This window comes from Demequina salsinemoris, assembly GCF_000974805.1.
Lineage (GTDB): Bacteria > Actinomycetota > Actinomycetes > Actinomycetales > Demequinaceae > Demequina > Demequina salsinemoris.
In genome coordinates, this window is sequence record NZ_BBQZ01000001.1 from 405,396 (window position 1) to 427,679 (window position 22,284).

A 22,284-nucleotide genomic window follows, 5' to 3' on the forward strand; every position below is an offset into this window, starting at 1 on the left:
GGCGTGTCAAGGGTGGAAGATCAGCCCAGACGCTCCGACAGCTCGAGCCACTTCTCCTCGAGCGCGGCGTTCTCGTCCTCGAGCTCGGCGATCCGCTTCATGAGCTTCGCGAGGCCGGCGAAGTCCGCCTGGTCGTGGAGGAGCATCTCGTTGTGGATGCCCTCGGTCAGCTCGGTGATCTTGCCCATGCGGCGCTCGACCGCGGTGAGCTCCTTCTGGACCGCTCGGCGCTCGGCGCCCTCAAGGGCGGGCGTGGACGCCTGGGCGCCGAGCACGCTCTCCACGACCGCCGCGCCCGACTCCGTGGAGGTGCCGGAGGCGGCGTCCGGGCCGAACGTGCCGACGCCTCCCGAGCCCGACTTCCGGTCGCGCTGCAGCTGGACGTACTCGTCGACGCCGCCCGGCAGGTGCCTGAGCCCGCCGTCGACGACCGCGTACTGCTGGTCGGTGACGCGCTCCATGAGGTAGCGGTCGTGGCTGACCACGATGAGCGTGCCGGGCCACGAGTCGAGGAGGTCCTCGAGCGCGGCGAGCATGTCGGTGTCGAGGTCGTTGGTGGGCTCGTCGAGCACGAGCACGTTGGGCTCGCTCAGCAGGACGACGAGAAGCTGAAGGCGGCGGCGCTGGCCTCCCGAGAGCCTCTTGACCTGCGTCTTGAGCTGGATCGACGTGAAGCCCAGTCGCTCGAGCAGCTGGGTGGGCGTCATCTCGTTGCCGTCCGAGAGGGTGATCGACGAGTACTGCTTCACGAGCGCCGAGACGCGCTCCTCGGCGTGCTCCTCGAGCTCCGCGAGCTGCTGGCTGAGCGTCGCGACGCGCACCGTCATGCCGCGCTTGACGCGGCCCTTCGTGGGCTCGAGCTCGCCCGTGATGAGCTTGAGCAGCGTCGACTTGCCCGCGCCGTTCTCGCCCAGGATGCCGGTGCGCTCGCCGGGACCGATGTTCCAGTCGACCGCCTTCAGCACCTCCTTGGCGCTGTCCCCGGTGCCGTAGGTGACGCCCGCGGAGATGAGGTTGACGACGTCCTTGCCCAAGCGCGACGCCGCCATGCGGTGCAGCTGGATCGAGTCTCGGATCGGCGGGACGTCCGCGATCAGCGCGTTCGCGGCGTCGATGCGGAACTTGGGCTTCGACGTGCGGGCGGGCGCGCCTCGGCGCAGCCACGCGAGCTCCTTGCGCATGAGGTTCTGTCGCTTGCTCTCCGTGGCCGCCGCGATGCGGTCGCGCTCGACGCGCTGGAGCACGTAGGCCGCGTAGCCGCCCTCATAGGACTCGACGATGCCGTCGTGGACCTCCCACGTGCGGTTCGTGACCTCGTCCAGGAACCAGCGGTCGTGCGTGACGACGAGGAGCGCGCCGCGGTTGGCTCCCCAGCGCCGCTTGAGGTGCTCGGCGAGCCACACGACGCCGTCGACGTCGAGGTGGTTGGTCGGCTCGTCGAGGAAGACCGCATCGTGGTCGCCCACGAGGACCTTGGCCAGGGCGACGCGACGCTGCTGGCCTCCCGAGAGGCTCGACACGAGCGCGTCGGCGTCGAGGTCCGGCACCAGGCCCGACATCACATCGCGGATCTTCGGGTCCGCGGCCCACTCGTGGCTCTGGGCGTCTCCGACGATCGCGGACAGGACCGTGAGCGACGGGTCCACCGCATCGGACTGGTCCAGCACCCCGAGGCGCGTGCCGCGCGACACTGTGACCCGGCCCGCGTGCGCCTCCTGGCGGCCCGCGAGGGCCTTCATGAGGGTCGACTTGCCCGCGCCGTTCGCGCCGACGATGCCGATCCGGTCGCCGTCCTCCAAGCCGACCGTCGCATCGTCCAGGACCGGACCGGTGCCGAAGTCGATGTGCAGGTGTTCCGCGCCAAGAAGATGAGCCACCCGACAAGGGTAGTCGCGGCTCCGCCGTGGACCGTTCCGAGGGTCCTGTGCGGCAGACTGACGAGCATGAACATCAGGCAGGCGGCGGCCGGCGCCGCGGCGCTCGACGCAGGCGCGATCATCCTCTTCTCCGCCATCGGACGCGCGAGCCACGATGAGGGGATTCTCGGGCCGTGGGGCTCGGGGCTGGCGACGACCGCATGGCCGTTCCTGGTCGGGGCCGGGATCGGGTGGGCGCTCGCGCGCGGCTGGAAGGCCCCGTGCGCGTGGAAGCCGACGGGGCTCATGGTGTGGGGCTCGACGGTCGCCTGGGGGATGCTGCTGAGGCTCGCGAGCGGTCAGGGCGTGCAGGTGTCGTTCGTGATCGTGGCGGGGACGGTCCTCGCGGCGTTCCTGGTCGGCTGGCGGGTGATCTCCGGCTTCATCGCGAAGCGCAAGGGGCTCAAGGGATGAGGTGCGACGTCGTCCGCTTCGTCGCGTTCGAGGACCTGGGCACGTGGGAGGCGGAGATCCTCGCGCACGGCTACGAGGTCCGATACCTGGACGTCGGCGTGGACGATGTGGCGGAGGCGGCCTCGGCTGACGTCGCCATCGTGCTGGGCGCGCCGATCGATGCGGGGGACTCCTCGACGTATCCCGTGCTCGACGAGGTGCGGGCGATGCTCGACGCAAGGCGCGACCGCCCGACGATCGGCGTATGCCTCGGCGCGCAGCTCATGGCGCTCGTGGCGGGCGCCGCGGTCAGGCCCGGTACCCGCGAGGTCGGGTACGGGACGGTCGATCTGACCGAGGCGGGTCGCGCATCGTCCCTGAGGGCGCTCGACTGCAACCCCGTGCTGCACTGGCATGCGGACACCTTCGACCTGCCCCCCGGGGCGACGCTCCTCGCGGGCGATGCGGCCAACGCGCACCAGGCCTTCGCGCTCGGCCCGTGGCTCGCGGTCCAGTTCCACCCCGAGGCCGATCCTGAGGCGATCGAGCGGTGGCTCATCGGGCACACCTCCGATCTGCGCGCGTGGGGGCTGTCCATCGAGGAACTGCGTCAGGCCGCGCGCGAGCACGGCGACGTGGCCGCGATCGGCGGCATCCAGATGATCAGGGACTGGCTGCGCGCGCTCTGACCGTCGTCCCTCGGGGTGGGGTGCGTGCGGCGGGTCTACCGTGTGGTCATGTTCAGATTGCGCCCGAAGCATGAGCCGGTGTGGGATCCCGCGGTCGCGGAGGTCGAGGCGCTGCTCGATGCGGCGGCGAGGCGACATCCTGCGGGCGAGTGGGAGGGACGCGCGCGACACGCGCTGTCGATCTGCGCGTGCATCACGCCAGACCACGCGCCTTCATGGCTCATCGTCGACACGGACGACGGACTCGGATGGGAGCGCCTGCCGGATGGCTTCCCGGACGAGGCGTTGGTGCGGGCGCCGCTCGAGGCGGGGGGACACGCTGATCCGTCCGATGTCCTCGCGTGGCTGCGCGGCGACGCTCTCGATCCCTGGGCGACCGGTGACGGCGACGGTGACCCGGAGGTCGTCGAGGCACTGCGGCGGTGGGTCGACGCCGACTGACCTTGCGCGCCCGTGTCGCGGTGCGCGGGGTAGGTCCTTGTGCGGCTGTCCCTCGGCGAGGAGCCTCAGCCGACGGAGACGACGACCTTCCCCAGGTGGTCGCCCGAGGCGACGCGGTCGATGGCCTCGCCTGCCTTCTCGAGAGGGATGACCCGGTCGATCGTGGGGCGCAGGCCCGTGCGCACCAGGAGGTTCATGAGCGCCGCGAGGTCCTCGCGCGTGCCCATCGTCACACCCTGGATGCGCAGCTCGTGGAAGAACACGCGCGTCAGCAGCGCGGGCTCGGGATCGCCCGTGGTGTGACCGGCGATCGCGATCGTGCCGCCGTTCTTCACCGAGGCGATCGAGTGCTTCCATGTCGCGCGGCCCACGGTCTCGATCACGGCGTCGACACGAGTGGGGAGCCGGTCGCCGGGCTCGACCGCCCCGACGGCTCCCATGCTCAGCGCCGCCTCGCGCTTCCACTCGGAGCGCGAGGTCGCGAACACCTCGAGCCCCGCGGCGGCGCCGAGCGAGATCGCCGCGCTCGCGACCCCGCCGCCGACGCCCTGGACCAGCACCGAGTCGCCCGGCTTGAGGTCCGCGCCGTGGAACAGCATGCGGTACGCGGTGAGCCACGCCGTGGGCAGGCAGGCCGCCTCCTCGAAGCCGAGCTCCTTGGGCTTGGGGATGAGGTTCGCGGTCGGCACGGCGACCTTCTGCGCGAGCGTGCCGTCGTAGCGCTCGGAGAGGATGCTGCGCGGCTCGCGCGGGCCGACGCCGTGGCCGTCCGCGCCGATCACGCCGTGGACGACGACCTCGGTGCCGTCGGGGGCCACGCCCGCGGCGTCGCAGCCCAGGATCATCGGCAGCTGCCGCTCGGTGAGACCCACGCCCTTGAGGCTCCACAGGTCGTGGTGGTTGATGCTCGCGGCGCGGACATCGATCGTCGTCCAGTTCTCGCGCGCCTCGGGCTCGGGACGCTCCCCGACGTCGAGCGCGGAGGCGGGGTCGTCGGGGCTGAAACGAGCGGCGTAGGCGGCGAGCATGATTCCAACCTATGCCTGTGTGCGGCACCCGAGCGCGCGAGAGGTCCCAGGTGCCACGATCCCGACCCCAGAACGACAACCAGCGCCCACTGGGAGACGCGGAGGGCCCGAAAACGACAACCAGCGCCCACTGGGAGACGCACCTCTCGAGAGCGCGCGCTGGTGGGCGCTCATTGCCGCTATCTCGACTGCACTGCGCCCCGGTGGGCGCTCACTGTCGTTCGGGGCGGGGGAAGAACGACGAAGGCCCGCCCCTTGCGGGACGGGCCTTCGGCCGAGCGGACAGGCCGCAGGAGTGCTTAGGAGACGGCCGCGATCGACTGCGTCGCGATCTCGCGCTCCTCGTTGGTCGGGATGACCCAGATCTGCACCTTCGAGTCGTCGGCGGAGACGAGCGTGGCCTGCTTCTTGCGGCCCGCGTTCTTCTCGGCGTCGATCTTGATGCCCAGGTTCTCGAGGCCCTGAAGCGACTCGAGGCGGACAATGTCGTCGTTCTCACCGACACCAGCCGTGAACACGATCGCGTCGACCGAGCCCATCAGCGCGTAGTACTGGCCCACGAAGCCCTTGATGCGACGGGTGTACACGTCGAGTGCGAGGCGCGCGTCGTGGCTGCCCTCGTCGATCGCCTTGTGGACGTCGCGAAGGTCCGAGTAGCCGCACATGCCGAGCAGGCCGGACTGCTTGTTGAACAGCGTGTCGATCTCGTCGATCGACATGCCGGCGGCGCGGTGCAGGTGGAACACGACGGCCGGGTCGATGGTGCCCGTGCGCGAGCCCATCATGAGGCCGTCGAGCGGCGTGAGGCCCATCGACGTGTCGACGGCGATGCCGCCCTGCACGGCGTCGGCGGACGCGCCGTTGCCGAGGTGCAGCGTGATGACGTTGACGTCCTTGGGGTCCTTGCCCATGGCCGCGGCGCACTCGCGCGACACATAGCCGTGCGAGGTGCCGTGGAAGCCGTACTTGCGGATCCCGTGCTCCTTGGCGACGCGCAGATCCAGCGGGTAGGTGTACGCCGCCTCGGACAGCGTGGTGTGGAACGCCGTGTCGAACACCGCGACGTGCGGGATGTTCGGGAACTGGGCACGCGCGGCGGAGATGCCGGCCACGTGGCCCGGGTTGTGCAGCGGCGCGAGGACGGAGAGCTTCGCGATGCCGCGCTCCACCTCGTCGTCGATGATGGTGGGCGCGGAGAACTCCTCGCCTCCCTGGACGATGCGGTGGCCGACGACGTTGAGCGCCTTCAGGTCGACGCCCGAGTCGGGCTTGCCGAGCACGTCGATGATCTCGTGGATCGCGACCCCGTGGTCCGTCACGCGCTCGACGATGCCGGAGGCCAGCGGCTCCTCCTTGGTGGTGTCGACCACCTGGTACTTCACCGAGCTGGATCCGCAGTTGAGGACCAGCGCGATCCCCTCGTAGTTCACTGCCACTGTTCTTCTCAGCCTTCCGAGTCGATCTGCTGTGCCTGGATGGCCGTGAGGGCCACCGTGTTGACGATGTCCTGCACCAGGGTGCCCCTGGAGAGGTCGTTGACGGGCTTGCGCAGTCCCTGGAGCACCGGGCCGATGGCCACGGCGCCCGCGGAGCGCTGCACTGCCTTGTACGTATTGTTACCCGTGTTCAGGTCGGGGAAGACCAGCACGGTCGCCTGGCCGGCCACGGGGGAGCCCGGTGCCTTGGAGGCGCCGACCGACGGGTCGACCGCCGCGTCGTACTGGATCGGGCCCTCGACCGGCAGGTCGGGGCGGCGCTCCTTGACGATCGCGGTGGCCTCGCGGACCTTGTCCACGTCGGAGCCCTTGCCGGACTCGCCCGTCGAGTAGGACAGCATCGCGATCTTCGGCTCGATGCCGAACTGCTCGGCCGTCGCGGCGGACGAGATGGCGATGTCCGCGAGCTCGGCCGCGGTCGGGTCCGGGTTCACGGCGCAGTCGCCGTACACGAGGACGCGGTCAGCCAGGCACATCAGGAACACGGACGACACGACGGACGTGCCGGGCACGGTCTTGATGATCTGGAACGACGGCGTGATGGTGTGGGCCGTGGTGTGCGCGGCGCCGGAGACCATGCCGTCGGCGTCGCCCTCCTGGACCATCATCGTGCCGAAGTAGCTGACGTCCTGCACGCGGTCGCGCGCGACGTCCATCGTGGCGCCCTTGTGCTTGCGGAGCTCGTAGTACTTCTCCGCGTAGCGGGACACGTAGGCCTCGTCCTGAGGCGAGATGATCCGGGCCTTGTCGAGGTCGAGACCGAGCTCGGCGCCGCGGGCGCGGATCGAGGCCTCGTCGCCGAGGATCGTCAGCTCGACGACGTTGCGCCGCAGCAGGGTCGAGGCGGCGCGCAGGATGCGGTCGTCGGTCCCCTCGGGCAGGACGATGTGCTTCATCGAGCCGCGGGCGCGGTCGAGCAGCTGGTTCTCGAACATGAGCGGCGTGACGACGTCCGTCTTCGCGACGTCGAGCAGCCTGGTGAGGGCCTCGGTGTCGACGTGGGACTCGAACATCTCGAGCGCGGTGTCGACCTTGAGCTGGGAGTCGCGGGTGAGACGTCCGCGGGTGTTCCAGCAGGTGCTCGCGGTGTCGTAGGTACCGAGGTCGGTGGTCGCGACGGGCAGCGACGAGCCGAGGCCGTCGATGAGGCGGCGGATCGGCTCGGCGGGCTCGAACCCGCCGTTGAGGATCACGCCCGACAGGGCGGGGAAGCCTCCAGCGGCGTGCGCGGTGAGGATCGCGAGGAGGGCGTCGGAGCGGTCGCCGGGGGTGACCACGACAGCGCCCTCCTTGAGGCGGCCGAGCAGGTGCTCGGGGCTCATCGCGCCGACGACGATGGTCGAGACCTCGCGCGACATCAGCTCGGGCGAGCCGGAGATCACGGTGCCGTTCACGGCCTCGATGAGCGAGGCGAGCTCGGGCGCGACGAGCAGCGGCTCCTCGGGCAGGGCGCCGCCGACGAGGCCCTCCGGCAGGAGCGCCGCGATCTCCTTGACAGCGTCGGGATCGCAGCGGTTGGCGAACACTGCGGCGACGCGCGCGTGGTTGTTCTCCATCTCCTTGCGGGCGCCGTCGATCGTCTGCGCGATCTCGGCGGGGGTGCGATCCATGCCGCGCACGACGAGCGCGACGGGGGCGCCCAGGTTGGCGGCGATGCGCGCGTTGAGCTCGAACTCGGCTGCGGCGGACTTGTCGGTGTAGTCGGTGCCGACGATCACGACGGCGTCGCACTTGCGCTCGATCTCGTGATAGCGCTGGACGATCGTGCCGAGCGCGGCCTCGGGGTTCACGTGGACGTCGTCATAGGTGACGCCGACGGACTCCTCGTAGGTCTGGTCGATGCCGTCGTGGCCGAGCAGGAGCTGGAGAACATAGTCGGATCCGTCGGCGACGCGGGCGACGGGACGGAAGATCCCGACGCGGCCGACGGTGCGAGAGAGCATCGCGGTGATGCCCAAAGCGATAGATGACTTGCCAGTGTCGCCTTCTGTCGAGGCGATGTAGATGGATCTAGACACGACTTCAAGCATGGCACGTGTTCAGCAGCGTTTTCACGCTGCGGGGGACAAACTTCGTGCTCAGATACGATTCGCACGAATTGACACGTCAACCATCCGGGGGGCGTGTGAGGAATCCAATTCTTGCTGGCCACCTGTCAGACGCTGACCCTAGACTCGCCGCAAGAGCGCACGGACTCGCACGTGCGCGCCGGCGCCCCGCTCGTGGGGCCGAGGGCTGAGGGGTGAGAGGCTTGTTCGCGCGCGCGATGCACCGCTTGAACGCCGTGTTCACGCGCCTCAGCGACAGTGGGATCGACCGGGTTCCGGACAGTCACGTGCGCATGATCCAGGGCGCGAACCACTTCTTCCTCATCTCCACCCTGACGAACGCGCCGCTCGCCGTACTGATCGCGATCGCCTCGTGGCCGGACACCCTCTCGCCCGCCGTCTCCCACGTGGCGATGATCGCCGGCTGGTTCGTCGCCGTGTTCCTCAACGGCCGCGGGAGGCTCGCGTCCGCGAACCTCCTGGGCGTCGGGCTCCCGCTCGTCCAGTTCACCTATCTGTCCGTGGTGTTCTCCTCGAGTTCGCTGTTCGAGCTGCAGCTGCTGCTGCTCGGCGGGCTCGTCTACGTCGTGTTCGTGCCCACCCGTTGGAGATCGGGGCTGCTGTTCTCGCTGATCGGGCTCGTCGTCGCCGCGGTCCTCGTGGCCGTCCCCGCGTTCGCCGAGCCCCGCTACGACGTCCCCGCGTGGTGGATCGCGACGATCGCGGTCTTCAACCTCGCGAACGTCGCGTTCTTCCTGTTCTCCACGGGCTTCTTCAACAACAGCTACCTGCAGCGCGAGCGCCGACGGAACGGCGAGCTGCTCGCGGACGCCCATCTGCTCGCCGTCACGGACTCGCTCACGGGCCTGTACAACCGTCGTGGCATCGAGCCCGAGCTCCAGTCGGCTCAGGTGACGGGTGACTACGTCCTCGCGATCGCCGACATCGATCACTTCAAGCAGATCAACGACCGGCTCGGGCACCAGGTCGGTGACACCGTGCTGAGCGACGTCGCCGCCGGCATCCGGGGCGCCCTCCCGGATGCGGCCGCGATCGCGCGCTGGGGCGGCGAGGAGTTCCTCATCGTCATGATCCAGGTGCAGCTCCCCGAGGCGCTGACGATGCTCGAGCGTGCGCGTGAGGCGGCGAACCGACAGGTCAGCGCGGGTGGGCGGACCGAGGACGTGACGATCTCGATCGGCGCGGTGCGGGTCGAGCGTCCCGGTTCTGTGGACGTCGCCATCGCCCGCGCCGACGGACAGCTGTACGAGGCGAAGCGCGGTGGACGCAACACCGTCCGAGGCGTGACGCTTCGCGAGCGCGCGGGGAGGCGGGGTCCGGCCGAGGCGACGGCGAGTGCCGAGGTGACGGGCGCAGTGCTCGAGGCCGCGGACGGGGCTGCCGGTCAGACGTCGTCACCCGGGGTCTAGCCGGGCGCACGTCGTCACCGGGAGCCCAGCACCGGCCCTCGCGGGCGGGCTTCCCGCGCCAGCGGGGACCGCTCGTCGCGGCCTCGCCCCGCGATACCCTGCTCGGGGCATTCGCCGAGGCCATCGAGGCCTGGCGGGCGGGCCGGACAATGAGAGGAGCCACCGCGTGGCGAAGCGAGGCGGCGTGTGAGCGGCACCCGCGGGCGCCTGCGGTGGGGCGCGCTCACGTCCGCGACCGCCCTCATGCTCGTGGCCGTCGCCGCGACCGGCGCGCTGGGCTGGTGGCAGTGGACGCGCGCGCACGAGACAGGGCGCACGGTCGTCCCTGATCCCGCCGTGCCTCTGGCTGACGTGGTCCAGCCGGGAGACACCTCCGGTGCCGAGATCGGCAGGCAGGTCACCGTCGTCGGCGAGTGGGCCGATGCGGAGGCCTTCGTCGTCACGGGCCGCGAGGTCGACGGACAGGACGCGCAGCTGCTCGTGCGTGCGCTCACGGTCGACGCCGATTCGACGGGCACGGGAGAGCCCGCGACGCTGGCCGTCGTGATCGGCTGGGCCGCCGCCGACGCGACGCCGTCCGTCGACGTCCCTGCCGGCGAGGTGGAGCTCGAGGGCTATCTGCGAGCCGCCGAGTCGTCCGCGACCGCGACGGTCGCGTCCGAGGTCGACGCGACCGCCATCGGATCCGTCGCCACGTCGGCGTTCGCACAGGCCTGGCCTTCTCCGCTCTACACCGCGGTCCTCGTCTCGTACGAGGGCACCGAGGGCTGGGAGCCGCTCGAGCCGCTCGCGCCGACGCACGAGACCAACTTCCGCAATGCCGCCTATGCGGTCGAGTGGTGGATCTTCGGCGCCTTCGCGGCGTTCGTCGCCGTGCGCTGGATGCGTGACAATGGGCGGGTGCGTCCCGCGGAGGGCGAGGACGCGGACCCCGGAGCCCAGGAGGACCAGTGACTGAGCAGCCCGCGCCCATGGACGATGCGGGGGTGGGCCTGGACGCCAGGCTCGCACGAGACCTCAAGCGCTATCGGGTGATGGCGATCATCACGGGCACGCTGCTGCTCACGGTCTTCCTCGGGCTGATCCGCTACGCGTTCGGTGTCACCGATGGCCCGATCGACACCTTCTTCTCGGCAGTCGCGATCGTCCACGGGTGGGTGTTCATCGTCTACCTGGTGACGGTCATCATGCTGTGGATGCGGATGAGGTGGGGCCTCGGACGGCTGATCTACATGGCCGCAGGAGGCATCGTCCCGCTCCTGTCGTTCTTCGCCGAGCGCCGCATCAGCCGCGAGGTCGCCGGTAGTGTGAAGCCGTGAGCAACCCCACCCAGCACCGCCCGGTCCTGGTCGTCGACTTCGGCGCGCAGTACGCGCAGCTGATCGCGCGACGGGTCCGCGAGGCGAGCGTGTACTCAGAGATCGTGCCGCACACCATGCCGGTGGCGCGGATGCTCGAGAAGGACCCCGCCGCGGTGATCCTCTCGGGTGGTCCGTCGTCCGTGTACGAGGACGGCGCCCCCCACCTTGACGACGAGGCGGCCCTGTTCGCGGCGGGCGTGCCCGTCATGGGCATCTGCTACGGCTTCCAGGTGATGGCCAAGGCGCTCGGCGGCACGGTCGCGAAGACGGGCCTGCGCGAGTACGGCCGCACGCAGGCGCACGTCGCGGACGCCGGCTCGGCGCTGTCGGGCAGCCCCCAGACCCAGGAGGTCTGGATGAGCCACGGCGACTCCGTGCACGAGGCGCCCGAGGGCTTCACGGTGCTCGCGACCACCGAGGGCGCGCCCGTCGCCGCCTTCGAGAATGTCGACGCCCAGCTGTGCGGCGTCCAGTGGCACCCCGAGGTCAAGCACTCGCCGCTCGGCCAGGCCGCGATCGAGAACTTCCTGTACCGCGTCGCGGGCCTGACCCCGGACTGGACCAGCGCCAACGTGATCGACGAGCAGGTCGCGCTGATCCGCGAGCAGGTGGGCGACAAGCGCGTCATCTGCGCGCTGTCGGGCGGCGTGGACTCGGCGGTCGCCGCCGCGATCGTGCAGAAGGCCGTCGGCGACCAGCTCACGTGCATCCACGTCGACCACGGCCTGATGCGTGCTGGCGAGGTCGAGCAGATCGAGAAGGACTTCGTCGCGTCGACCGGCGTGCGCCTCATCATCCGCGACGAGAAGGAGCGCTTCCTGAGCGCCCTCGCTGGCGTGTCCGACCCCGAGACCAAGCGCAAGATCATCGGCCGCGAGTTCATCCGCGTGTTCGAGGACTCCGCGCGCCAGGTGGTCGAGGAGGCCGGCGAGCACGGCGCCGAGGTCGAGTTCCTGGTCCAGGGCACGCTGTACCCGGACGTCGTCGAGTCCGGCGGCGGCGAGGGCGCGGCGAACATCAAGAGCCACCACAACGTGGGCGGCCTGCCCGACGACCTGCAGTTCTCGCTCGTCGAGCCGTTGCGCACGCTGTTCAAGGACGAGGTCCGCGCGGTGGGCCGCGAGCTCGGCATCCCCGAGGAGATCGTCGGCCGCCAGCCCTTCCCCGGGCCGGGCCTCGGCATCCGCATCATCGGCGAGGTCACGTGGGAGCGCCTTGAGATTCTCCGCGCAGCCGACGCGATCGCCCGCGAGGAGCTCACCAAGGCCGGGCTGGACAACGAGATCTGGCAGTGCCCCGTGGTGCTGCTCGCGGACGTCCGCTCGGTCGGAGTCCAGGGCGACGGCCGCACCTACGGCCACCCGATCGTCCTGCGCCCCGTGTCCTCGGAGGACGCGATGACCGCCGACTGGTCGCGCCTGCCGTACGACGTGCTCGCGCACATCTCCAACCGCATCACCAACGAGGTGGCCGAGGTCAACCGCGTGACGCTCGACGTCACGAGCAAGCCGCCGGGCACCATCGAGTGGGAGTAGCCGCATGAGAAGGGGCGCCGTCCGTGGGACGGCGCCCCTTCTGCATGCACGGGGAGGCGTCAGGCGTCGGGGGAGCCCGCGTAGGGCGCGGTGTCCTCGAGCGGAGCGGTCGCGACGCGGTGGGTGGCGCGCTCGCGTCGGCCCGCGACGGCCGCCGTGATGAGGAACCACACGCCGAGCGCGCCGAGCGCCACGATCGCGATGAGCTCGAGGTCGATCTCGTAGCCGGACAGCCGGTACGCGACCATCACTCCCACGGCGGAGCTGGCGGCGCCGACGGTGGCCCAGCCGAGACGCTGGGCCGGGGTGCGGCGGGGGCGGGCGAAGGTGTCCATCGGTCTCACTCCTCGATCTCGTTGATGGTGACGGTGGTGACGGCGTCGTCGGAGATCACGAGCGTCAGCGTCGGGGCGTCCTCGGCGGCCGTGAGGGAGACGAGCGCAGTGTCCTCGCCGGCGACCGAGCACCAGAGCTGTCTCGAGGCCCATTCGACGTCCACCTGAGCGTCGCCCTCGGCGACGACCTCCAGCGGCGTTCCCGTGGGGACCGTGATGAGCGTGTTCTCGGCGGAGAGCGTCAGCGTGCGGTCCGCGGCGAGCTCGCTCAGCGCGATCTGCTCGGTGCTGCCCTCGTTCTCCATCGCGAGGGCCGTCGCGTCGTAGCAGTCGCCGCGCAGGAGCACGTCGCTGTAGTCGGCGAAGGACGCGAGCGGGGCGATCGTCGCGTCCGCCTCGGGCGTGGCGGTGGCCACGGACGATGCGGTCGTGTCCTGACCTCCGTGCTCGGCCTCGTCGATGTCGAAGTCGGGGTCGATGTTGTCCTGGACCCAGCCCTCGATCGCGGCCTTGATCTCGCTCTCGACCTGCGCATCGTCCTCGAAGCCCCAGTGCGGGAGGATTCCTCCGCCGTCGTCCCAGTTGTCGCGGAACTGCGTGGACGCGGAGCCGATGATCAGCACGGGCAGGATCCCGAGCACCGTCAGCACCCCGAGGAAGCCGAGCCGGCGACCCATCAGGCTGATGACGACGAGGATCGCGCCCCAGCCGATCAGCACGGCCACGGGCCAGGCGACGAACGGGTGCACGGCGAGCAGATCGTTCCGCTCCGCGATCCACAGTCCGACGCCCGAGAGGATGAGCCACGCGAGCGCGGTCAGGTACCCCGCGGAGCCGGGGCCGGGGATCCGGGCGCGACGCCTCGCCTCGACCGCGGCGACGTGCGCCTGACGCTGAGCGTCGGCGGCCTGCCGGTGGGCCTCGTGCTGCGCCTGCCATGCGGCCTGCTGCGCCTGCCGCTGGGCGTCCCATGCCTGGCGCTGCGCCTCCGATGCCGCCTGCGCGCCTGCGGCATGGGCGCTCGCCCGGGCGGCGTCCTCCCATCCCGCGGTCGCCGGTCCGGCCTCGCCCGGAAGGGCTGCGTACACGGGCGCGGGCTGCTCCGCTCCGGGCGTGGCGCCCGAGGCTCCTGTCGCGTCACCGCCGGGCACGGGGCCGGGGTGCGGCTGGGGGCTGAGCGTCCCGTTGCGTCCGCGCTGGATCAGGTAGATCACGAGCCAGGTCAGGCCTCCGACGATGACGAACCACCACACGAGGCCGAGCGTGTCGCCGAAGCTCCAGCCGCCGTTCCACGGCCACCCGCCGGTCCAGCTCCACGGCGTCAGCCGCTTGAGGCCGTCGGGGATCCCGCCGAGGCCGAGGACCGTGAGCACCGCGATGCCGAGCAGCGCTCCGACGTTCGTGACGCCGCGCCCGAAGTTCTGGATGATGATGTTCCCGTGGCGGTCGGGCAGCAGCCCCCAGCCGGCGGCGTATGCGAGCAGCCCGAAGCCCGCGGTGACCAGCGCGATGACGACGAAGATCAGGCGGGCAGGGACCCGAGCGAGCCCGACGCGCTCGCCGAGCCCGTCGATGACTCCCCCGACGATCCCGTGGTCGCCGCGCGTGAGCCCCCACGACCGGATGGTCGTGAAGAACGCGGCCTCGCGTACCGGCTGCTCTCCCTGCTGGCTCATGATGACTCCCTCATGGTCGTGTGTCTGGATCCATCGTCCCGCCGGTGCCGCATCGGCCGCTATTGGGTATCCCCCTGATAGCGACCCTGATGTCGGCTGCGTCCCGGGGCGGGAGGGGTCCGTCGCGAGAGGGACGACGCGCCTGGGAGGGCTCTGCCACGATGGGAGCGTGACCGACGCGCGACTCACGACCCCGCTGCGTCGCCGCGCGCCGCAGTCGCGGTGGTGGCTGGCGACGCTCGGCGGCCTGCTGCTCGCGATGTCGCTCACCCTGCTCGCGCATCGGTGGGGGCTCGAGGGCATCGCCCCCTGGATGGTCCCCGGGTTCCTGTTCGCGGCCTCGCTCGTGCTCGTGTGGAGCCCGCTCGAGAGCGCCGTCCAGTCGGATGCGCGCAGGCCCGATGTGGTGGCGCTGTTCTCCAGGGATGCGTGGGCGCGCGTGGTGCTGGGCCTGGTGCTCGCGGTCGTGACGCTCGTGTGGTTCGCGCAGTGGGAGTTCTCCGACGATCCGGTGATCCGCGCGGTCGTCATGCCGGTCGTGATCGTCGTCGCGCTCGCCCTCGTGCTCGCCCCGTGGTGGCTCCGGCTCATCCGTCAGGTCGGGGTCGAGCGCGAGCGGCGCGTGCGCGAGTTCGAACGGGCCGAGATCGCGGCGCACCTGCACGACTCGGTGCTGCAGACGCTCACCCTGATCCGCGCCAAGGCGAACGACCCCGACGCGGTGTCGCGCCTCGCTCGCGCGCAGGAGCGGGACCTGCGCGCCTATCTCTACCAGGATCGTCGCAGCGAGGAGGACTCGGTCGCGACCGCGCTTCAGCAGGCGGTGTCCGAGGTCGAGGATGCCCACGGGGTGACGGTCGACGTCGTCCACGTGGGGGATGCCCCGACCGGCCAGGCCCTCCGAGCCGCGGTCAAGGCGGCCCGCGAGGCGGTGCAGAACGCCGCACGGCACGGCAGCGAGCCCATCAGCGTCTACGCGGAGCTCACCGCGGACCGCTACGAGGTGTTCGTGAGGGACTCCGGTCCTGGCTTCGACCCGGCCGCGGTCCCCGAGGACCGCGCGGGGATCCGCAACTCGATCGTGGGCCGCGCTCGCCGCTATGGGGGAGACGCGACCATCGCATCGTCCCCTGGGGGGCGCACCGAGGTCACCATCAGCGTTCCGCGACAGGAGGAATGATGAACGCCAGCGAGACCACCACCGTCGTGATCGTCGACGATCACGACGTGATCCGCGTCGGGGTGCGCGAGTCCCTTGAGGACGACATCGAGGTCGTGGGCGAGGGGCGCGACGTCGAGTCGGCGATCGCGGCCGTGCGCGCCGCGCGGCCTCAGGTGGTGATCCTCGACGTGCACCTGCCGGGCGGCACGGGCGGGGGAGCGCTCGACGTGCTCGCCGAGATCCTCTCCGACCCTGAACCGCCTCGGGTGCTCGCGTTGTCGGTGTCCGACTCCGCGGAGGACGTCGTCTCCACCGTGCGCGCGGGAGCCCGCGGCTACGTCACCAAGTCCATCTCGGGCCCTGAGCTGTCCGACGCGGTGCGTCGCGTCGCGTCCGGGGACGCGGTGTTCTCGCCGCGCCTCGCGGGCTTCGTGCTGGACGCGTTCAACGTCGCCGGCGGCGAGGTCGCCCAGGTCGACGAGGACCTCGACAAGCTCACCGCGCGCGAGCAGGAGGTCATGCGCCTCATCGCCCGCGGATACACGTATCGCGAGGTCGGGGAGAAGCTCTTCATCTCGATCAAGACGGTCGAGACGCATGTGGGCAAGGTGCTGCACAAGCTCCAGCTGACGAGCCGCCACGAGCTCGCGCACTGGGCGGCGCAGCGGCGCATCGTCTGACGGCGTGACGCACGCCTCAGCCGGATTCCTCCCCGAACGGGCGGCGCGTGCCGATGATGAGGACTGAGACGGGCGCGACCGCGTCCCGCTCACACCGCGCGAAGGGGGTGGACTCTGATACGTCAGCGCATCCTCGACCGGCGCCGGCCGGCCATGAGGCCCGCGCCAGCGCCGCTGAGCCCTGCCCAGGCGATCGAGCGGCAGGCCGAGGTTCGCGGCTTCCTCGGCAAGGTCGTCATCTCGTACGTCGCGGCAGATGTTCTCGCGGCGCTCGGGATGCTGTGGTTCGTCGCCGGGCTTGAGGGCGACCCCGGATACGGCTGGCTGTACCGGGGGACCTGGGTGCTGGTCACCCTCAACTTGGGCCTGCTCATCGCCGCGATCCGTGGTCTGCGTCGGTTCGCCGCGATGGCGGTCTTCTTCGTCGGCACGACGGCGATCGTCGTCTACTCCGTGACGATCTTCGCCGACGCGAACGCGCACCTGCTCATCATCGGGCTGCTGTTCGCTGCCTTCGTCTTCCTTGAGCACGACCAGGACCGGGCGCGCTGGACCATGGGGATCTTCGGCCTCGCGGCGTTCCTCTACGTCGAGTTCCTCGTCGCGCCTGGCAGCGGGCTCGTGCCGCTCGACAGCGAGCTGAACCGGGACGTGGAGGCCGTGATCCGGGTCGCGATGGCCGCGCACATCGGGATCGATGTCGCCCTGATGCAGTACCGCTTCGTGTCCAGCAGGGGCATCCTCGAGGGCGTCGCGCGCTACGCCGAGCTGCGTGCCTCGACGGACGAGCTCACGGGCCTGTACAACAGGAGGCCGATGATCGAGCGGCTCGAGGAGCTCGCGGGCGCCCGCGCGGGAGGCTACGCCGTGGCGGTGGTCGACGTCGACGAGTTCAAGACCGTCAACGACGCCTACGGTCATGAGGTCGGCGACCGCATGATCCAGGCGGTCGCGGAGACGATGCGGAAGCATTTCCGGGAGGGTGACCTCGTCAGCCGCTGGGGCGGGGACGAGTTCCTCGTGGCGCTTGCTGGAGTGAGTCGGGAGGACCTGCTGTCGCTGCTCGAGCGTCTTCGCGAGGCCGTGCGATCGGCTCCGCTCGAGTGCGAGGGGAGGTCCTTGACGGTGACGGTCTCCGTGGGCGCGGCGATGGGGGTCGCGGGCGGCGACCCCGACGACGTGATCGCTGCCGCGGATCGCGCCCTGTATCGGGCGAAGGAGGCGGGCCGGGACAGGGTCGTCGTCCTCGACGAGCCTGAGCGCGAGGACGCTCGCGCCTGAGCGCTCTCGCGCACCGAGCCGCCAAATATCACTATTGGTAATGGACATCGGGGGCAACCCGGGCGTGACGCTCGTCACGCCCTTGTTCGCGGCGGCATCCCTGGCAATACCGTGGAGGGATGCATCGTTGTGCCCTCGCCGAGCTGCGGTCCTGGGGAGTCCTGGACCGCCGCCACGGTCGCCGTGACGCGCCCGTGGCGCTGTCGCCCGCCCAGGCGCGGGCCGCGGCGCGGCTGGAGCGCGAGCGGACCGTGCTGTTCGCCCGGGGCTACATCGTCTACTCGATCCTCATGGTGACGGGGGTCCTCGCCATGTCGATGCGCAACGACCTGCCCGAGTTCACCGTGGCCGCGCTGATCGCCGCGGGCATCCTTGCCGCCGCCTTCGTCCTCAGCTATCTCGCGCCCCTGGTCCTCGCCGGCAGCGTCGTCCTGCTGGTGAACGTGTCGCTGCCCGTCGTGCTCACCCTGGCGTTCTCCAAGGAGGCGTCCTTCGATCTTCCGCTGCTCGGCGTCGGCCTCGCGCTGTTCGTGCTCCTCTTCGACGAGCCGCTCTACGTGAAGATCGGCTACATGCTCCTGATCTCCGGCACCTTCGTCGCGCTGCAGATCATCCCGGTGGGGGACCCCGAATCACTCGGCGTCGACGCCGGCAGGCTCGAGTTCGCGTCCTTCGTCAACAACCTGCTCACCGTGTCCATGGGCATGATCGCCGTGATGGTGCTCCAGCTCCGCTTCGCGGCGACGCGGCGCATCCTCGAAGGCGTGGCAAGGTTCGGCGAGCTCCAGGCCGCGACGGACCCGCTCACCGGGCTCGTGAACCGCCGTCCGGTGCACGACCAGCTGGAGCGACTGGCCGACGAGGGGCGCGCGACGTACGCGATCGCGGTCCTGGACCTCGACAACTTCAAGGACATCAACGACTCCTTCGGCCATGAGCGCGGCGACCACGCGATCAGGCTCGTGGCGGACGTCCTCGCCGACTCGTTCCGCGAGGAGGACATCGTGTCCCGCTGGGGCGGCGACGAGTTCGTCGTCGTGATCCCGCGCGTCCTCACAGGCGAGGTCGCGACCGTGCTTGAGCGCGTGAGGCGCCAGGTCGCCGCGACAGCCGTCGACTGCCAGGGGGAGGCGACGACCCTGACGGTCTCGATCGGCGCGGCGCACGGTCGCGCCGACCGCACCCCCGACGACTGCTTCGCCGCGGCCGATCATGCGCTCTACCAAGCCAAGCAGGCAGGACGCGACCGCGTCGTCCTGGTCGACGACTACGCATCCGTCGAGCCGGCCACCAACCCCGCCGACAGCCCCCGCTGAAGCGGCGCCGACGCGGCCTCGGACGTCAGGGGCTGCACCTAGACTGGCCCGGTCATGGATGCGCTCTTCGATCTCACGGACCCCGCCGACTCGACCGCGGCACCCGCCCAGCCCGCCCCCTCGGCGCTCGTCGAGGGGCTCAACCCTCCGCAGGCCGAGGCCGTCCTGCACGAGGGGCACGCCCTGCTCATCATCGCGGGCGCGGGATCCGGCAAGACGCGCGTGCTGACGCACCGCATCGCGCATCTGCTCGAGTCGGGTCGCGCTCGTCCCCACGAGATCCTCGCGATCACGTTCACCAACAAGGCCGCGGGGGAGATGCGTGAGCGCGTCGCCGCCCTGGTCGGGCCCGAGGCACGTCACATGTGGGTGTCGACCTTCCACTCGGCGTGCGTGCGCATCCTCCGGGCTCACCACGAGGCCGCGGGCCTGCGCTCGTCGTTCTCGATCTACGACACCGCGGACTCCGTGAACCTCATGAAGCTCGTCATGAAGGAGCTGAACCTCGACCCCAAGAAGTTCACGCCGAAGGCGATCCTGGGCCGCATCGGCACGTTCAAGGACGAGCTGATCTCGCCCGAGCAGGCGCTCGCGGCCAACGAGGGCAAGAGCCGCTTCAGCATCGACCACGCGGCCGCGACGGCGTACGGTCCGTACCAGCGCCGCCTCGCCGCGGCGCACGCCGTGGACTTCGACGACATCATCGTGCGCACCGTCCACCTCATGCAGGACCACCCCGAGATCTGCGGCGAGTACCGCGCGCGCTTCCGGCACGTGCTCGTCGACGAGTACCAGGACACCAACCACGCGCAGTACGTGCTCGTGCGCGAGCTCGTCGGCGCGTCCGGCGAGCTCACCGTCGTGGGTGACGCCGACCAGTCCATCTACGCGTTCCGTGGCGCGACCATCCGCAACATCCTGGAGTTCGAGAAGGACTACCCACAGGCGCACATCGTCCACCTCGAGCAGAACTACCGCTCGACCCAGACCATCCTGTCCGCCGCGAACGCGGTGATCGCGAACAACGAGGGGCGACGCCCCAAGAACCTCTGGACCGACGCGGGCGCCGGCGCGCGGATCATGGGGTTCTCGGGCGACTCCGAGCAGGACGAGGCCCAGTTCGTCGCCGACGAGATCAAGCGGCTCATGCGCGAGGACGACGTCAACCCGTCGGACGTCGCGATCATGTACCGCGCGAACGCGCAGTCCCGCGCGCTCGAGGAGCGCTTCATGCGCGCCGACATCCCGTACAAGGTGATCGGCGGCACGCGCTTCTACGAGCGTAAGGAGATCAAGGACATGCTCGCCTACCTGGCGGCGGTCGTGAACGAGGACGACGACGTGGCGACGCGGCGCATCGTCAACACCCCCAAGCGCGGCATCGGCGATGCCGCCGTGGACTCGGTCGCGACGATCCAGCGCGCGAACGCGGTGGCGCCGATCTCCTTCGGCGCCGCGCTGCGCAGGGCCGACGAGGCCGGGCTCGCGACCCGCTCGCTGCGCTCGATCCAGGACTTCGTCGCCCTCATGGACGACCTGCGCTCGCTCGCCGTGGACAACGGTCCCGCGGGCGTCCTAGACGCGATCGCCGACCGGTCCGGGATGCTGTCGTCCCTGCGATCCTCGGACGACCCGCAGGACGAGACTCGGATCGAGAACATCATGGAGCTCGTCGCCGTGGGACGTGAGTTCTCGGAGGAGAACCCCGAGGGCACGCTCGCGGACTTCCTCGAGAAGGTCGCCCTGGTCGCGGACGCGGACCAGCTTCCCGACGCCGAGGGCACGGGTGGCGTGGTCACGCTCATGACGCTGCACACCGCGAAGGGCCTCGAGTTCCCCGTCGTGTTCCTCACGGGCATGGAGGACGGCACGTTCCCGCACATGCGGTCCATCGAGTCTGGCGCTCCGAAGGACATGGAGGAGGAGCGGCGCCTCGCGTACGTCGGTCTCACCCGCGCCCGCGAGCGACTCTACCTCACGCGCGCTGAGGTGCGCTCGAGCTGGGGCGCCCCGCAGTACTTCGGCGCCTCGCGCTTCGTCGAGGAGATCCCCGCCGAGCTCATGGAATGGAAGAAGTCCAAGGCGTCGATGGCGGCGCTCAGGGCGCGCTCCGACCGCGGCTCCTCGCGCTCGGGCTCGTGGTCCGGCATGGGCTACGGCGGCAACCAGGACCGCGGCGACGGCAACGCGTACTCGCGTGCCGGCGCAGTGTCGACGCGGCGCGTGCCCCCGAGCCCGCCCGGCTCGGGCGGCGGCGACACGGGCTTCGAGGTCGGCGACCGCGTGCTGCACGACAAGTTCGGCATGGGCAAGGTCGTCGGCACCGAGGGCTCGGGCCGCAACGCTGTCGCGAAGGTGGACTTCGGCTCCGACGTCAAGCGCCTCGTGCTGCGCTTCAACAACCTCGAGAAGCTGTAGCGCGCCTCGGCGACGTGTCCCCGGCGGGACCTTGGACCCGCATTCCGAGTAGGCTCGTCCCGGACCCCGAACCTGCGGAGGAATGATGGAATCCAAGACGTCCAAGGTCTCGATCATCGGTGCCGGTGCGGTGGGCTCAACCCTCGCCTATGCAGGCCTGATGCGAGGTTTCGCGCGCACCGTCGCCCTGTACGACATCAACAAGGCGAAGGTCGAGGCGGAGGCGCTGGACCTCGCTCAGGGCATCCAGTTCATGCCCGAGGCGACGGTGCTCGGCTCGGACGATGTGGAGGTCGTGCGCGACTCGGACGTCGTGGTCATCACGGCCGGTGCGAAGCAGCAGCCGGGCCAGTCCCGCATGGAGCTCGCAGGCGCGACCATCTCCCTCATGGACAAGGTCCTGCCGCCGCTGCTCAAGGTCGCGCCCGACGCCATCTACATCCTCGTGACGAACCCCGTCGACGTCGTCACCTACGCCGCGATCAAGAAGTCCGGCATGGACCCCGCCCAGATGTTCGGCTCCGGGACGGCGCTCGACACCTCGCGCCTGCGCCACCAGATCGCCGCGAAGTGCGACATCGCGGTCGGCAACGTCCACGGGTACATCGCGGGTGAGCACGGAGACTCCGAGGTCGCCCTGTGGTCCTCGGCGACCATCGGCGGGCAGCTGCTCACCGAGTGGCGCGGCCGCGACGGCGAGATCGTCATGACCCCCGAGGTCCGCGAGCAGATCCACCACGACGTCATGCGCTCCGCGTACACGATCATCGAGGGCAAGGGCGCGACGAACTACGCCGTCGGCGCCGCGGGCGCGCGCATCGTCGAGGCGGTCCTCGGCGACCAGCGCCGCATCATGCCCGTGTCGACGCTCATCGACTACCCCGGAGTCGGCGAGGTCTGCATGTCCCTCCCGGCCGTGATCGGCCGTCACGGCATCGAGCACCACGCCTCGGTGCCCATGAACGACGAGGAGCGCGCCGGCCTCGAGGCCTCGGCCCGCTCGATCCGTGAGACGGCGGAGAAGTTCGGCGTCGCCTGACGTGACCGACGGCGGGGCCCCGGGGATCGATCCCCGGGGC

The 22,284-nt window shown here is 70.4% G+C and carries 19 protein-coding genes; 13 read left to right on the plus strand and 6 right to left on the minus strand.

The window, feature by feature from the left end; all coding sequences use genetic code 11:
• Nucleotides 1–20: 20 nt before the first annotated feature.
• Nucleotides 21–1,877, minus strand: a complete 1,857-nt coding sequence (locus tag AOP78_RS01915) for an ABC-F family ATP-binding cassette domain-containing protein (protein ID WP_062200813.1) — start codon at nt 1,875–1,877, stop codon at nt 21–23.
• A gap of 66 nt (nt 1,878–1,943) precedes the next feature.
• On the opposite strand from AOP78_RS01915, the gene AOP78_RS01920 reads away from it, so the two are divergent.
• The 3 genes from AOP78_RS01920 to AOP78_RS01930 are packed head-to-tail and all read left to right on the plus strand — an operon-like array spanning nt 1,944 to nt 3,439.
• Complete coding sequence (locus tag AOP78_RS01920) at nt 1,944–2,330, plus strand: DUF3054 domain-containing protein (RefSeq protein ID WP_062200814.1); 387 nt, start codon at nt 1,944–1,946, stop codon at nt 2,328–2,330.
• Nucleotides 2,327–2,998, plus strand: coding sequence for a glutamine amidotransferase-related protein (locus tag AOP78_RS01925; protein WP_062200815.1), 672 nt, complete (start codon nt 2,327–2,329; stop codon nt 2,996–2,998). Before AOP78_RS01920 ends, AOP78_RS01925 begins: the two co-directional genes overlap by 4 nt.
• 48 nt (nt 2,999–3,046) lie before the next feature.
• Nucleotides 3,047–3,439 carry a hypothetical protein gene (locus AOP78_RS01930; protein WP_152659362.1) on the plus strand — a complete coding sequence of 131 codons (393 nt, stop codon included), beginning with the start codon at nt 3,047–3,049 and terminating at the stop codon, nt 3,437–3,439.
• Nucleotides 3,440–3,504: 65 nt separating this feature from the next.
• Here the strand turns inward: AOP78_RS01930 and AOP78_RS01935 are convergent, their stop codons facing one another.
• The 3 genes from AOP78_RS01935 to pta form a co-directional block, all read right to left on the minus strand.
• The gene (locus tag AOP78_RS01935; protein WP_062200817.1) at nt 3,505–4,467 is read right to left on the minus strand and encodes a zinc-binding dehydrogenase; all 963 of its coding nucleotides are present in this window, start codon (nt 4,465–4,467) and stop codon (nt 3,505–3,507) included.
• A gap of 299 nt (nt 4,468–4,766) precedes the next feature.
• On the minus strand, nt 4,767–5,903 hold the full coding sequence (locus AOP78_RS01940; RefSeq protein ID WP_236685259.1) for an acetate/propionate family kinase: 1,137 nt from the start codon (nt 5,901–5,903) through the stop codon (nt 4,767–4,769).
• Nucleotides 5,904–5,911: 8 nt separating this feature from the next.
• Nucleotides 5,912–7,981, minus strand: a complete 2,070-nt coding sequence (pta, locus tag AOP78_RS01945; protein ID WP_201774738.1) for a phosphate acetyltransferase — start codon at nt 7,979–7,981, stop codon at nt 5,912–5,914.
• Nucleotides 7,982–8,205: 224 nt separating this feature from the next.
• Here pta and AOP78_RS01950 point away from each other — a divergent pair, with 224 nt between their 5' ends.
• The 4 genes from AOP78_RS01950 (at nt 8,206) to guaA (ending at nt 12,337) form a co-directional block, all read left to right on the plus strand.
• Nucleotides 8,206–9,441 (plus strand): GGDEF domain-containing protein, encoded by a 1,236-nt coding sequence (locus AOP78_RS01950; RefSeq protein WP_152659363.1) that lies wholly within the window; start codon nt 8,206–8,208, stop codon nt 9,439–9,441.
• Nucleotides 9,442–9,627: 186 nt separating this feature from the next.
• Entirely contained in the window at nt 9,628–10,395 is a 768-nt protein-coding gene (locus tag AOP78_RS01955) for an SURF1 family protein (RefSeq protein WP_062200821.1), read from the plus strand.
• Nucleotides 10,392–10,760, plus strand: a complete 369-nt coding sequence (locus AOP78_RS01960) for a DUF3817 domain-containing protein (protein ID WP_236685260.1) — start codon at nt 10,392–10,394, stop codon at nt 10,758–10,760. Before AOP78_RS01955 ends, AOP78_RS01960 begins: the two co-directional genes overlap by 4 nt.
• A complete protein-coding gene (gene guaA / locus AOP78_RS01965; protein ID WP_062200823.1) occupies nt 10,757–12,337 on the plus strand; it encodes a glutamine-hydrolyzing GMP synthase in 1,581 nt (526 codons plus the stop codon). Before AOP78_RS01960 ends, guaA begins: the two co-directional genes overlap by 4 nt.
• Nucleotides 12,338–12,396: 59 nt before the next feature.
• Here guaA and AOP78_RS01970 read toward each other — a convergent pair whose 3' ends face one another.
• Both AOP78_RS01970 and AOP78_RS01975 read right to left on the minus strand, forming a co-directional pair.
• Nucleotides 12,397–12,672: a hypothetical protein gene (locus AOP78_RS01970; RefSeq protein WP_062200824.1), complete on the minus strand. Its 276-nt coding sequence runs from the start codon at nt 12,670–12,672 to the stop codon at nt 12,397–12,399.
• 5 nt (nt 12,673–12,677) lie between these two features.
• Nucleotides 12,678–14,348, minus strand: a complete 1,671-nt coding sequence (locus tag AOP78_RS01975; RefSeq protein WP_062200825.1) for a PspC domain-containing protein — start codon at nt 14,346–14,348, stop codon at nt 12,678–12,680.
• A gap of 169 nt (nt 14,349–14,517) precedes the next feature.
• Between AOP78_RS01975 and AOP78_RS14950 the strand changes: the two genes are divergently transcribed.
• The 6 genes from AOP78_RS14950 to AOP78_RS02005 all read left to right on the plus strand — a co-directional run bounded on the left by AOP78_RS14950 (nt 14,518) and on the right by AOP78_RS02005 (nt 22,244).
• A complete protein-coding gene (locus tag AOP78_RS14950) occupies nt 14,518–15,528 on the plus strand; it encodes a sensor histidine kinase (RefSeq protein WP_062200826.1) in 1,011 nt (336 codons plus the stop codon).
• Nucleotides 15,528–16,190: a response regulator gene (locus tag AOP78_RS01985; RefSeq protein WP_062200827.1), complete on the plus strand. Its 663-nt coding sequence runs from the start codon at nt 15,528–15,530 to the stop codon at nt 16,188–16,190. The genes AOP78_RS14950 and AOP78_RS01985 overlap by 1 nt, the downstream gene beginning before the upstream one ends.
• 153 nt (nt 16,191–16,343) lie before the next feature.
• Nucleotides 16,344–17,471 (plus strand): GGDEF domain-containing protein, encoded by a 1,128-nt coding sequence (locus AOP78_RS01990; RefSeq protein ID WP_062200829.1) that lies wholly within the window; start codon nt 16,344–16,346, stop codon nt 17,469–17,471.
• A gap of 119 nt (nt 17,472–17,590) precedes the next feature.
• On the plus strand, nt 17,591–18,787 hold the full coding sequence (locus AOP78_RS01995; RefSeq protein ID WP_083979695.1) for a GGDEF domain-containing protein: 1,197 nt from the start codon (nt 17,591–17,593) through the stop codon (nt 18,785–18,787).
• A gap of 54 nt (nt 18,788–18,841) precedes the next feature.
• Nucleotides 18,842–21,205 carry a DNA helicase PcrA gene (gene pcrA / locus AOP78_RS02000; RefSeq protein ID WP_062200834.1) on the plus strand — a complete coding sequence of 788 codons (2,364 nt, stop codon included), beginning with the start codon at nt 18,842–18,844 and terminating at the stop codon, nt 21,203–21,205.
• Nucleotides 21,206–21,290: 85 nt separating this feature from the next.
• Nucleotides 21,291–22,244, plus strand: coding sequence for an L-lactate dehydrogenase (locus AOP78_RS02005; protein ID WP_062200836.1), 954 nt, complete (start codon nt 21,291–21,293; stop codon nt 22,242–22,244).
• The last annotated feature ends 40 nt before the right edge of the window (nt 22,245–22,284 follow it).

What these genes read in the sequence shown, in the direction of transcription:
- AOP78_RS01920 (WP_062200814.1), top strand. Translation starts at nt 1,944, where the DNA reads ATGAACATCAGGCAGGCGGCGGCCGGCGCCGCGGCGCTCGACGCAGGC.
- AOP78_RS01925 (WP_062200815.1), top strand. Translation starts at nt 2,327, where the DNA reads ATGAGGTGCGACGTCGTCCGCTTCGTCGCGTTCGAGGACCTGGGCACG.
- AOP78_RS01930 (WP_152659362.1), top strand. Translation starts at nt 3,047, where the DNA reads ATGTTCAGATTGCGCCCGAAGCATGAGCCGGTGTGGGATCCCGCGGTC.
- AOP78_RS01935 (WP_062200817.1), bottom strand. Translation starts at nt 4,467, where the DNA reads ATGCTCGCCGCCTACGCCGCTCGTTTCAGCCCCGACGACCCCGCCTCC.
- AOP78_RS01970 (WP_062200824.1), bottom strand. Translation starts at nt 12,672, where the DNA reads ATGGACACCTTCGCCCGCCCCCGCCGCACCCCGGCCCAGCGTCTCGGC.
- AOP78_RS01975 (WP_062200825.1), bottom strand. Translation starts at nt 14,348, where the DNA reads ATGAGCCAGCAGGGAGAGCAGCCGGTACGCGAGGCCGCGTTCTTCACG.
- AOP78_RS01985 (WP_062200827.1), top strand. Translation starts at nt 15,528, where the DNA reads ATGAACGCCAGCGAGACCACCACCGTCGTGATCGTCGACGATCACGAC.
- AOP78_RS01990 (WP_062200829.1), top strand. Translation starts at nt 16,344, where the DNA reads ATGAGGCCCGCGCCAGCGCCGCTGAGCCCTGCCCAGGCGATCGAGCGG.
- AOP78_RS01995 (WP_083979695.1), top strand. Translation starts at nt 17,591, where the DNA reads ATGCATCGTTGTGCCCTCGCCGAGCTGCGGTCCTGGGGAGTCCTGGAC.
- pcrA (WP_062200834.1), top strand. Translation starts at nt 18,842, where the DNA reads ATGGATGCGCTCTTCGATCTCACGGACCCCGCCGACTCGACCGCGGCA.
- AOP78_RS02005 (WP_062200836.1), top strand. Translation starts at nt 21,291, where the DNA reads ATGGAATCCAAGACGTCCAAGGTCTCGATCATCGGTGCCGGTGCGGTG.